At 42.4% G+C, this 12,656-nt stretch carries 9 protein-coding genes; 2 read left to right on the top strand and 7 right to left on the bottom strand.

The window, feature by feature from the left end; genetic code table 11:
* Positions 1 to 35 precede the first annotated feature (35 nt).
* Together LXL81_RS26000 and LXL81_RS26005 are read left to right on the top strand one after the other, a co-directional pair.
* Positions 36 to 1,745 carry a helix-hairpin-helix domain-containing protein gene (locus LXL81_RS26000; RefSeq protein ID WP_234650447.1) on the top strand — a complete coding sequence of 570 codons (1,710 nt, stop codon included), beginning with the start codon at positions 36 to 38 and terminating at the stop codon, positions 1,743 to 1,745.
* 26 nt (positions 1,746 to 1,771) lie between these two features.
* Entirely contained in the window at positions 1,772 to 2,272 is a 501-nt protein-coding gene (locus tag LXL81_RS26005; RefSeq protein ID WP_234650449.1) for a hypothetical protein, read from the top strand.
* A gap of 280 nt (positions 2,273 to 2,552) precedes the next feature.
* Here LXL81_RS26005 and LXL81_RS26010 read toward each other — a convergent pair whose 3' ends face one another.
* From LXL81_RS26010 to LXL81_RS26040, 7 genes are all read right to left on the bottom strand, one after another.
* Positions 2,553 to 4,001, bottom strand: coding sequence for a S41 family peptidase (locus LXL81_RS26010; RefSeq protein ID WP_234650451.1), 1,449 nt, complete (start codon positions 3,999 to 4,001; stop codon positions 2,553 to 2,555).
* Between the two features lie 300 nt (positions 4,002 to 4,301).
* Positions 4,302 to 5,204: a myo-inosose-2 dehydratase gene (iolE, locus tag LXL81_RS26015; protein ID WP_234650454.1), complete on the bottom strand. Its 903-nt coding sequence runs from the start codon at positions 5,202 to 5,204 to the stop codon at positions 4,302 to 4,304.
* A 23-nt stretch (positions 5,205 to 5,227) separates the two neighbouring features.
* On the bottom strand, positions 5,228 to 7,093 hold the full coding sequence (iolD, locus tag LXL81_RS26020; RefSeq protein WP_234650457.1) for a 3D-(3,5/4)-trihydroxycyclohexane-1,2-dione acylhydrolase (decyclizing): 1,866 nt from the start codon (positions 7,091 to 7,093) through the stop codon (positions 5,228 to 5,230).
* A gap of 272 nt (positions 7,094 to 7,365) precedes the next feature.
* Positions 7,366 to 8,307 carry a class II fructose-bisphosphate aldolase gene (locus LXL81_RS26025; RefSeq protein ID WP_234650458.1) on the bottom strand — a complete coding sequence of 314 codons (942 nt, stop codon included), beginning with the start codon at positions 8,305 to 8,307 and terminating at the stop codon, positions 7,366 to 7,368.
* 44 nt (positions 8,308 to 8,351) lie between these two features.
* On the bottom strand, positions 8,352 to 9,962 hold the full coding sequence (locus tag LXL81_RS26030) for a sodium/sugar symporter (RefSeq protein ID WP_234650460.1): 1,611 nt from the start codon (positions 9,960 to 9,962) through the stop codon (positions 8,352 to 8,354).
* Positions 9,963 to 9,987: 25 nt separating this feature from the next.
* Positions 9,988 to 11,016, bottom strand: a complete 1,029-nt coding sequence (iolG, locus tag LXL81_RS26035) for an inositol 2-dehydrogenase (RefSeq protein WP_234650462.1) — start codon at positions 11,014 to 11,016, stop codon at positions 9,988 to 9,990.
* 145 nt (positions 11,017 to 11,161) lie between these two features.
* Positions 11,162 to 12,628 carry a CoA-acylating methylmalonate-semialdehyde dehydrogenase gene (locus LXL81_RS26040; protein WP_234650464.1) on the bottom strand — a complete coding sequence of 489 codons (1,467 nt, stop codon included), beginning with the start codon at positions 12,626 to 12,628 and terminating at the stop codon, positions 11,162 to 11,164.
* Positions 12,629 to 12,656 lie beyond the last annotated feature (28 nt).

Here is a 12,656-nt window from a genome sequence, read left to right on the forward strand (position 1 = left end):
CGTAATTCGCAGATTAATATAATTTAAGCATAACCATGAGCAACGCCGAAATTGTCGATATACTTGAACTTACTGCCAAATTACTTGAACTGCACGGCGCTGACCCTTTTAAGGTGAAAAGTTATGGTGTAGCTGGTTTTTATCTGGATAAATACAAGGATGGCGAAATAGCAGCGCTCACCCTTGAAGAATTGACGAAACTTCAGGGAATTGGAAAAAGTACAGCGGCGAAAATCATCGAAATTGTTCAGCGCGGAACCTTCAAAGAGTTGGAGGAATTGCTTGAAAATACACCCCTTGGTGTGCTGGAAATGTTCAGTATCAAAGGAATTGGTGCTAAAAAAATTGCGGTTTTGTGGCGCGAACTTGGTATCGACAATCTGCACGAACTTGAACTGGCCTGCCTGAGTGGTAAGATTGCAAAAGTAAAAGGGTTCGGAGGAAGCACAGAACAGAAAATTCTTGAATCACTGGCTTTCCTGAAAGATCAGGCAGGGAAATTGCGCATGGATAAAGCAGAATCCATTGCGCAATATCTTTCGGAAGAATTGAAAAAAAGCTTCGATAAAGTTGAAATTGCGGGTGACGTCCGCCGAAAAGCGGAAATTGTAGAAAAGATCCGTTTGCTTGTGGGAACAGAATCTCCAATGCTTTTGCAACAAGCGTTAAACGCGATAGAATTTTTGGTTCAGGATGAAAAGATTTCTTCACCATTTATATGGCGGGGAAAAATGCAGGACATTGCCGTCGAAATTGAGGTATTGGCTGTGAAACCTGAAAATATGGTCAATGAATTATTTCTTGAAACTGCTTCTGCTGAACATTTAAACAAAGTAACGGTTTCAGGAACTTCGTTGTGGAGACAAACAAAATACGAACTTTTCGATAGTGAAGAGGCTATTTATGAAAAGGCTGGTCTGCCTTTCATAGTCCCTGAAATGCGGGAGGGAGCGGATGAGTTTATCTGGGCCGAAACCCATACATCTGATCAGCTAATAACCTGGGATGATTTAAATGGCATTTTACATAACCACAGTACCTATTCTGACGGGCAGCATACGCTCGAACAAATGGCTTTGTTTTGTCAGGAACTGGGTTTTGAATATCTGGGAATTGCTGATCATTCACAGACTGCATCTTATGCAAGCGGATTAAAGCCGGACGATGTTTTTCGTCAGCATGAAGAAATTGCTAAACTTAATGAACGGTTTGCTTTGTCCGGAAGCGAAAAACCTTTCAAAATTTTAAGGGGGATTGAATCAGATATTCTTGGAGACGGGTCTCTGGACTATTCGGATGAGATTTTATCAAGTTTTGATTACGTTGTGGCTTCTGTACATAGCAATCTGACGATGACTCTGGAAAAAGCGACTTCACGTTTATTGAAGGCAATTCAAAATCCATATACAACAATTCTAGGCCATCCAACCGGAAGGCTTTTGCTGTCGAGAGAAGGGTATCCGATTGATCACAAGGTAATTATAGATGCCTGTGCGGAGCACAAAGTGGTGATAGAAATTAATGCTTCACCCTGGCGGCTGGATCTCGACTGGCGATGGATTGCCTATTGCATGGAAAAAGGTGTGTTGTTGAGTATCAACCCCGACGCACATAAAAAGGAAGGATATTACGATATGCATTACGGAGTAGCCGTAGCCCGCAAAGGCGGATTGACGAAGGAAATGACTTTCAACGCGTTTACTTTAAACGAAATTGAAGAATATTTGAAAATGAGAAGAGGATAATATTACTCACCGTAACCTTAAATAAAATGAAAAAAAATTTACTCAGCGTAATTCTAAGTTTTGCCATCTTTTCCTGCAACCAGAATGAACCGGAAGGTTTAGTCAAAACGCCGGAAAAAATTACATTCTCAGGAATTTTAGTAAGAGACGAGAGAGGTCTTCCGTTAAGTGAGGTTGATCCGGACGATTGGAATATCAAAGATACATGGGTGGAGCAAGAGATGAGTCTTTTTGGCACTAACCTTAAAACAGATTGTCCTGCAACTGATTATGAAATAATAGCTTACCCAAATCCTGCAAGAGATAAAGCTGCAATTCATGTTTACAAACCCGATTCGGTTAGGTTGGCCATCAGAATTGTCGACAAAAATTTCAAGACACTTTTTGCAAAGGATTCTCTATATTCAAAAATTAATATGATCGATTTCTCCGCATTTGGGATAACAGATACCGTGCGGGTTTATTATAAATTCATAAATGGAGGCTGTGAATTCCGTGGTCACGGTGATGTGGTTATCCGGAAATAACAGTGGGTTTTTGACAGTTAATCGACTCAGCATTTCTGTCATCGTAGTTGAAAGAAAGATTAAGATCTGATCGCTAAAAGCCGGAACAAGACCCAAGACATCGAGCTTCGATTTGCAAAATATTTCAGCTCAATGTCTTTGCGGCGGATCTTTAACGGGTTTGGAGAATAAAACACAGCAATAATCTTTGTGCAGGTTCCTCAGTTGATTTCATAGAAATCTAATATCCGGACCTGAAAGCTGCTTGCCTGTTCAACGCTCCAAAATTTGCGGAGAAGGGTTACTTGTTAATCCTTAATGTTGGTGTATTTTTAATCATTCTCTTCTCGGGAACCACCAGGTTATCCCTAAGGTTTTCGCTGATAAAGGATTGCACACGAGTAGTTGCCGCCATTCTGGTTGTTGTTGGTGCAGGAATTCCAATTACGTCGAGCGCTTTTCTCAACAAAGTTTCGTTCTCGCTGCCAAAGGGTTGATATGGAACTGTTGTATCTTCAACAAGATAATTGGGTGTCATCCCGTTTACTGTTCCGTAATCAGACTGATCGTTTGCATTTGCCGTTTGTCCGAGCATTACATACAATCCCCATTTCCAGCGGTTCTGGTCGTCACTGAACAATGAACCGAAAAGATTTTTTCCATAGGTATGCTCTCCGATCGTAACCACACTCATGTATGGTTTCAGACCATTAATCACAAGCTCGCTGGCAGAAGCCGTACCGTTAGAAGTAAGAACAAAAACGCGGCTCAGGTTTGATCCAATATTATTTGCCTCATTCAGGAAGTTGTAATTCAACGCATTTGCACCGTATTTGCTTTGCCAATAGCTGATGTATTTGTCGTTCCATTGTTCCTTGTAAAAAATCTTGGAACTTGAAATACCTTTACCGATCAGAGAAGCCAGTGTTTCGGCAGAGCTTATATAGCCACCCGGATTAAACCGCAGATCAAGCACAAGTTCGTTAACGCCCTTGCTTTTGAAATCGGCGAAAACCTGGCGAAGTTCGTTGTCATAAATATTTGCATTAGCGGTTGTGCCCGGAACAAACTGTGTATAAACCAGATAACCAATCGTTTTGTTATAATCCGGTTTTGAAATTACGGTAGAAAAGAGAACCGGATCTTCACTGATTGTCGCCTTGGTCACTGATATTGTTTTGGTGTCATCAGCAATGATTGTCGTTCCAACCACTTTGCCAAGGGTGAAAATTTCAGTATCACTGCTTGCAAAAAGTGAAACGTAATTGGTTGCAGTTAGCTGGGTTCCGTTAATTTTCATGATTATATCACCACGTTTTAAACCAGCGGTCTCGGCAGGACTTCCTTTTACAACATAACTTAAAAATGCGCCAAGATTTGTTTTGGTATCATCTGTGTATGACAAAGTGTAACTGATCCCGAAAATTTTTCCAACACCGTTAAATTCATCGGTCAATGCGTCAATGTCATCTGTAATTGTTGAAAAACGATCGACCGTGGTACGGTTATAAATAAGCTTTTCGAAAAAATCCGTTGGGTTGATTGTCTCATCAAGACTGCTTTCCGCAGGCATATTTTTATACCAAAAATAGGCATCATTCATTATGCCGTAAACCCAGCTATTGACGGCGCTGTAACTTGTTGTGTCAGTAGTGGTTGTGGTAGGTGTTACATCCTTATCTTTGCAGCTTGCCAGAAATACGGCAATCGCGATAAACCCAATTTGGCTGATCTTTTTAAAATTTAGCATGTTTAGTCAGATTAAAATTGAGTAAATTCTTCGTACATAAATTGTGAGGTTAATTTTGGTATACAGATGTGCACAATTGATATTACGTAGGAAAGAAAATAAGTGTGGCGCGGGGATAAAACTTATTTTCGTTCCTGAAATATTCTTAAAAAGCAATCTGTTTCAATGAGCCGCACTGAAACCTGCTTTTGGAAAGAAAGGGTAAAGTAGATTAGAAGAAACACAAAAGTACTGACCAACAAAAAAGGCCGGCATTAGGAATATCCCTAACAACGGCCTTTTTTACTGGTAATTGTAATTTTAAATTGCAGTCAGTTTTTTGAAGAATTTACGTGCAATAATCGCATACTCCAACGGATTTGCAACCGCAGGATCCTGCTCAGCTTCCAAAACAATCCAGCCCTGATAATCGCTTTCTTTTATTACATCAAACAAAGCTGGGAAATCTATGCAACCTTCGGCATCACCCGGAACTGTGAAGACGCCCTGTTTCACTGCCGTCAAAAAACTTAGTTTTTCATCATGAACACGCTGCAAAACATTTGGCCTGATATCTTTTAAATGGATATGAGCTGTTCTTCCGATGTATTTTTTCAAAGCTTCGACCGGATCTTCGCCTGCAAAATAAAAGTGACCGCAGTCATAGTTCAGAAATACATTTTCTGGATCAGTTTCCGCCATTAAACGATCAGTCTCGGCGATCGTTTGAATACAAGTTCCCATATGGTGGTGAAATGCAAGTTTCATTCCTCTCGAACGGGCAATTTTGCCCAGTTCATTTAAACCATTAGTGAAAGATTTCCATTCCTCATCGGTATTCAGCATCCCTTTTCCTTCAAAAACAGGTACTGTCATTTCTCCCTGACAGCTGTTTCCAACTTCTCCGCCACCAATGACTTTCGCTCCCATGGTTTCCAGAAAATCCAGCAGTGCTGTGAAGTTTTTGATATTTTCTTCCAAAGATTTTGTGGTCAGTTCATAACTGTTCCATTGATTGCAGATTTGCAATCCGCGTAGATCGAGTGCTTTTTTTAATAATTCTGTATCCCGTGGGAATTTATTACCAACTTCGCAGCCGGTAAATCCTGCCAGAGCCATCTCGCTGATACACTGTTCAAATGTATTTTCGCCGCCAAGTTCAGGCATATCGTCGTTTGTCCAGTTGATAGGAGCAACACCTAATTTTATATTTTCAAAATTCATTTTAGTCAAATTATTGAAGTTGATCAAAGAAAAATCCGCTGCGTTTTTTTATTCTCAACATAAGTATCGTAAGCCTTCTGAACAGACGCCGATTCAGAAACCTCGGCAATCGGAACTTCCCACCAGGCATTGTAGCCCTTGACGGTGCGGTACAATGAAGTCTCAATATAAATCACCGTCGTTCTGGTATTGATTTTGGATTGTTCCAAAGCCTCTTCAAGCGAAGTTCTGTCGGTTGCTTTAATCACGATAGCACCCAGACTTTCCGCATTTTTCGCCAGATCAACAGGAAGAAAATCACCTGATAATAATCCCGAATTTTCATCACGATAATTATACATCGTACCAAAACGCTCGCTTCCGATACTTTCTGAAAGTCCGCCGATGCTGGCGTAACCGTTATTATTCAAAAGTAAAATCGTGAATTTCACACCTTCCTGAATGGAGGTCACGATTTCATGATTATTCATCAAATAACCACCATCTCCACAAATCACATAAACCTCACGCGTCGGGTCCGCCATTTTTGCGCCCAAACCGGCTGCGATTTCATAACCCATACAGGAGAAACCGTATTCCAGATGGAAGTTTTTAGGATCAGTTGCTCGCCATAATTTATGCAGATCTCCCGGCGCACTTCCTGACGCGTTGATCATCACATCGCGACGACCCATAAAGTTGTTTAACGTACCAATGACAATTGCCTGATCGATAGGAGGGACGGAGCTGTTTCCTTCCATATAAATCTGGGTAACTTCTTCGTCCCAGGCTTGGTTATAATCAGAGATTTTATTGCGGTAATCGGCATCCACTTCGAAGTCTCCAAGCAAATCTGAAAGTTCTTCCAGAATCACTTTTGCATCACCGATAACCGGTAAGGCAGCGTGTTTGAATGCGTCAAACTCGCTGATGTTGATATTGATAAATTTAACGTCCGGGTTTTTAAATATTGATTTTGACGCTGTTGTGAAATCACTGTACCGTGTCCCGATACCGATCACGACATCCGCTTCGTTGGAAATTTCAATGGCGTATTTTGTTCCGGTTGCACCAAGTCCTCCGATACTGTAAGGCTCATCAAATTTAACTGCACCTTTTCCGGCAAATGTTTCACCAACAGGAATACCAGTTTTGGTAGCAAAATCATGAAGGATTCCATCTGCGCCACTATAAATTGCGCCACCTCCGGCAACGATTACCGGTTTTTTAGAAGCACGGATCCATTCTGCTGCTTTTTGCAAAGTGGGCAGATCCGGTCTCGGACGACCGACATGCCAGACTCTTTTCTTAAACAAATCTTCCGGGAAATCATACGCGTGGGTCTGCACATCCTGCGGCATGGAAAGCGTTACGGCACCCATTTCAGCCTGTGAAGTCAGGACGCGCATAACTTCCGGCAGAGAATAAATCAGTTGCTCCGGACGGTTGATTCTGTCCCAATATTTGGATACCGGTTTGAAACAATCATTCACAGAAATATCCTGAGTGGATGCACTTTCCAATTGCTGCAAAACCGGATTTGGCTCGCGGGTTGAAAAAATATCACCCGGTAATAACAAAACAGGCAAACGGTTAATCGTTGCCAAAGCGGCACCGGTGATCATATTTGTAGCTCCGGGACCGATTGAAGTGGTACAAACAAAAGCACCAAGGCGGTTTTTGATCTTAGCATAAGCCACGGCGGTATGCACCATGGATTGTTCATTACGGCATTGATAATAACGAAAGTCAGGATTTTGTTGTAAAGCCTGTCCTAATCCTGCCACGTTTCCATGACCGAATATTCCGAAACATCCGCCGAAATAAGGTTCCTCAATACCATCGCGCTCGATGTATTGATTTTTTAGAAATGTTATAGTAGCCTGGGCTACGGTTAATCTTCTGGTCATGGTTTAAGGGAATATTTTTAATGATTTTAACGAAGTGTTGGGTTATGGGGAAATATTTTTGGTTGAAAACCGGAAATATTACGGTAGGCTGCACCTTTTGATGATTGAGACGGAGACGCTTTTCTACAAGTATTGTGGTGCTGTGCACCGTTAGTAATTAGGTGCACAGCACCACAATATTTGTAGAATGCAGATCTTTCGTTCGATCTATGAGGTGCAGCGCACCGTAATAAATTCTATCAATAATGCTCTATGTCAATCTTTAAATCAAACTAATATAAAAACTCATCCGCCTTTCCAGCACACCCGAACAACTCAAATTTCTGTAACATAAAACGCTTATACTCTTCCATGAAAATCTTCCCGGGTGTTGTTGGTGCAAACTCATCGGGGTGATCACGGAAAAATTCACGGTTCACCATTGTCCATAATAAACGGGTATCGGTGGCAATATTAATTTTACAAATTCCCAATGGAATTGCCTTCAAAATCTCATCTTCCTGGACACCTTTTGCGTCTGTTTTAAGATTTCCTCCTGCCGCATTAATCCGCGCAATAACCTCTGAACTCACATTGGAACCACCGTGTAAAACCAGTGGAAAACCTGGCAAACGTTTCTGAATTTCTTCCAGAATGTGAAACTGCAAACCTTGTCCGCCGGAAAATTTATAGGCGCCATGACTGGTTCCAACGGCAATCGCCAGACTGTCGCAACCGGTCGCATTGACAAAATCCACCACCTGCTGCGGATTGGTATACGACGAATGTTCAGCATCTATCGTCAAATCATCTTCTACACCAGCCAAAACGCCCAGTTCAGCTTCAACACTAATTCCGTTGGCGTGTGCTCTTTCAACAACATCCCGTGTTCTGGCTACATTTTTATCAAAATCGTCATGTGAAGCGTCGATCATTACCGAACTGTATCCACCACTTCCGATGGCATCCCAGATATGTTCTTCAACCCCATGATCAACGTGAACCGCAAAAACGGTTTGCGGATATAATCTGGCGGCGGATTGGATCATGGAAAGAAGCATATCCGCTTTGGCATAATCTCTTGCAAAGGGAGTCGTCTGCACGATGAACGGCGCATCTGCTTCCTGTGCTGCGGCAAATAATCCATGTATTTCCTCCATGAAAAATACGTTGACCGCAGGAATTGCGTAGCGGCCGTAGCATTGATCAAAAAGTTGTTTGGTCGTCAACAGCATAATAATCAATTAATCAATTGCACAGATTTATCTGGTTCTATATCTTACCAGAAAACAGTATACAAAGCACCAAGAATACCAAAAATCAGGATCGAAGTGATCATAAAGCCGGTGCTCACTTTGAACATCGAGCGGTCAATTTCAAGTCCTTTTGGATTGTTCTTGCTTTTTGGATCAAGCAGCGTAACCACGACAATAACTGCCACGAGAATTAAAAATATTATCCCCATACGGTTCAAAAAAGGAATTTCTTCATACCAGAATTTGAAAGCAGTCGAAAGTGGTATGGTTAAAAGTGCTGCAACCAAAGCCGCATTTCCAGTTGTTCTTTTCCAGAAAAAACCAAGGAAAAAAATCGCAAAAACACCGGGTGTGATAAAACTTGAATATTCCTGAATGAATTGATAGGCTTGTTCTAAAACACGGAGCTGGGGCGCAATCAATGCGGCAATACCCATAGAAGTCCAGATGGCATAACGACCCACGCGGATCAGGTGTTTTTCCGATGCGTCTGGTTTGATATATTCTCTGTAAATATCGAGCGTAAAAATCGTAGAAATACTATTCGCTTTTCCAGCCAGAGAAGCGACGATTGCAGCCGTTAATGCTGCAAAAGCCATTCCTTTCAAACCCGATGGAAGAAGGTCAAGCAACACAGGATACGCATGATCCGGTTTTACGACACCGTTTACATCCAACATTTCGGTCTGAAACATGCCGTTTTGGAAAAGTACATAAGCTGCAATTCCAGGAATTACAACAATAATTGGAATGATCAGTTTCAGACCCGCAGCAAATAAAAGTCCCTTTCGCGCTGTTGGGAGACTTGCACCCAAAGTTCGCTGGATGATGTATTGATTACACCCAAAATAATTCAGGTTATTGATCCACATCGCCCCGATGATCACTGACAAACCTGGCAGATCTTTGTAATAAGGGTTATCTTTTTTCAGGATCATATGAAAATGCGGTTCAGCCTGTGCTTTCAGCGTACCAAATGCACTGAAAACATTAGGGTTTCCAAACTGTTTCGCCACAAGATCCATAGCAAGGTAAGTAGTTACCAATCCTCCTGCAATGAGCACAACTACCTGAACTACATCCGTATAACCAATCACTTTCATTCCTCCGACAGTAATGATGATAGCAAAAACCGCCAGTGCTGCGATTGCCCAGGTAAAGTCAATACCTGCTGTAACTTCCAGTGCAAGTGCGCCGAGATACAGGATTGAAGTCAGATTGACAAACACATACAAAAGAAGCCAAAACACCGCCATGGTGGTTGCCACTACCGGATTATACCGCTGCCGTAAAAATTGCGGCATGGTATAGATCTTATTTTTCAAATAAATAGGCACAAAAAATACCGCGACAACAACAAGTGTTGCTGCTGCCATCCATTCGTAAGATGCTATGGCCAAACCAATTGCAAATCCGGAACCAGACATGCCGATAAAATGCTCGGCTGAAATATTAGACGCGATCAGAGATGCTCCAATTGCCCAGAACGTCAGCGAACCTTCGGCCAAAAAGTAATCGGTAGAACTGGTTTCCTTGCTTAATTTCTTTTTGTAGATCCAGAAGCCGTAAGAGGAAACAGCAATGAAATAAATGAAAAATACGACGTAATCAAGTAGTTGCAGGCCTTGTTTCATGAGGTTGGTTTAGGGTATATTCTTCTTATACCAATGTGTGACTGATAACTTCTTCCAACTTCACTGGTCTTCCTTCTTGCAAGGATTTCATCGCTGCGATACCAATCGCCGTGGCCATTAACCCATCATGCGCATCAACCGGGGAAGGCGTGTCATTGAGCACACAATTAACAAATGATTTCAGACAAACCCGGTATGCCGTTTCATATCTTTCAAGGAAAAAGTGTAGCGGGAGTGAGATATGGCCGCCGCTACTGTCGAAATGTACCAGATTATCAGCGGTATTATTCTCCGCTTTGGCCATTCCTTTTGATCCGAAAATTTCCAGTCGTTGGTCATATCCATATACCGCTTTTCTGCTGTTATCAATGACGCCAATCGCTCCGTTTGCGAAAGTCAGCACAATCACTGCCGTATCAATATCGCCAAATTCTTTGATTTCCGGGTTGATCAAAGCATCGCCTTTTACAAACACTTCGGTCACTTCGGAGCCGACAATGTAACGGGCCATATCAAAATCATGAATGGACATATCCAGGAAAATGCCGCCTGATATTTTTAAATATTCAATAGGCGGCGGTCCCGGGTCACGACTGGTGATACGAAGAATTTGCGGATCTCCGATTTTATCATCTGCTACGATATTTCGCACGTTGGTAAAATTAGCATCAAAACGACGGTTGAACCCTAACATCAATTTTACACCATTTTCACTGACCGCTTTTTGTGCAGCATAAATCGCGTCCAAAGTTACGTCCAGCGGTTTTTCACAGAATATGTGTTTTTTCTGATTCGCGGCTGCTACCGTGTACGGGACGTGAAAAGGAGTAGGGGAGCAGATAATAACGGCTTCCACATCCGGATGATTAATGACGTCATAGGCATCCGTAGTCACTTCTTCAACACCCAGATTTTTAGCAAAAGCATGCGACTCCGGAGAAAGATCCGACGCGATAATTACTTCCGCACCAGGAATGTGATGCAGCAGATTGCTGAGGTGTATCTGCCCGATACGCCCCAATCCAATCACTCCAATTTTTAATTTCTTTGACATGTCTATTTAGGTTTTAGCGGTTAGCTATTAGCAGTTAGCTTTTTGCCAATCCGAGCTTGGTATGTTTCTTAATTATTTCGTTACAGTTTGAATGTCCTAATGAGCCAAAAAGCTAATCGCTAAAAGCTAACAGCTAACAGCCAACTCAGAATTTCCTGTTCCACTCTTTCAACCACCGCTCAATAACCACTTTCGTCTGGGTGAAAAACTCAACAGCATGATTTCCTTGTCCATGCAAATCGCCGTAAAAACTGTCTTTCCAGCCTGAGAACGGGAATTGGGCGACAGGGGCAGCCACGCCGATGTTGATACCAATATTTCCTGCTTCCGCCTCGTGACGGAATTTTCTGGCGTTCAGACCGCTGCTTGTGAATATGCAGGCCATGTTTCCGTAGCGACCGGAATTGATAAATCGGATTGCTTCTTCAATGGTATTGATATGGACAAGGCTTAGTACCGGGCCGAAAATTTCAGTGGCTGCCAATTCGCCGTCCAATGGAATGTCTTCAATTATGGTTGGTTCGATAAAGTTACCGTTTTCAAAACCTGGTACTTTTGCATTACGGCCATCAACCAATAATCTGCCGCCCTCGCTTAATCCTTTGTCGATTAAGTGATTGACACGGTTTTTACTCTCAGCAGTAATCACCGGACCCATTTGAACGTCACTTTCAAGTCCAAAACCCGTCTTACGATTTTTCGCAGACTCAACAAGACTTTCTGTGATATCCTTATGTTCACCAACGGTAATAATCGTTGAAGCGGCAAGGCAGCGTTGACCGGCACACCCATAAACGCTGTCTATCACGATCTGCGTGGTCATGTCAATATCCGCATCCGGCAACACGATAACAGGGTTTTTCGCTCCACCTTGTGCCTGAACCCGTTTTCCATGTGCTGCGCCTTTGGAATAAACGTATTTGGCAACATTGGAAGAACCAACAAAACTGATTCCTTTGATAACCGGATGTTCAAGAATTGCATCCACGACTTCACGACCACCCTGAACAAGATTTAGAACTCCTTTCGGCAGATCCAGTCTTTCCATCAAAGCGACAATTTTAGTCATCGTCAACGGTACTTTTTCCGATGGTTTGATGATATAGCTGTTTCCGCAAGCCAGCGCATAAGGCAAAAACCAGAACGTAATCATCCCCGGAAAGTTGAACGGCGCGATACAGGCACAAGGGCCAAGCGGTTGACGGATCATATATTCATCAATTCCTTTGGCAATATCTTCGGAAAATTCGCCCTGCATCAAAGCCGGCATTCCGCAGGCATTTTCAACATTTTCAATCGCCCGAACCATTTCCGCTTTGGCTTCCAGAAAAGTTTTTCCGGATTCAAGCGTAATCGTTTTAGCGATATCGTCGAGGTTATCTTCCAGCAACGTTTTCAATTTGAAAAGATACTGCACACGTTTCGAAACCGGCGTGCTTCTCCATTCCTGAAATCCTTCATGGGCAGCCTGCGCCGCGTCCGCTACATCCTGCGCACTACCGATCGGAACCTGCATCAATATTTCCTGCGAAGCCGGATTTAAAACGTTGGTAAATTCGCTGGAATGACTATCCACCCAACGGCCATTAATATAATTCTGTAACTTCTCCATTATGATATTTTAATTAAAATCTAGTTAT

The sequence above is a fragment of the Dyadobacter sp. CY356 genome (assembly GCF_021440195.1).
In the GTDB taxonomy this organism is placed as follows: Bacteria; Bacteroidota; Bacteroidia; order Cytophagales; family Spirosomataceae; genus Dyadobacter.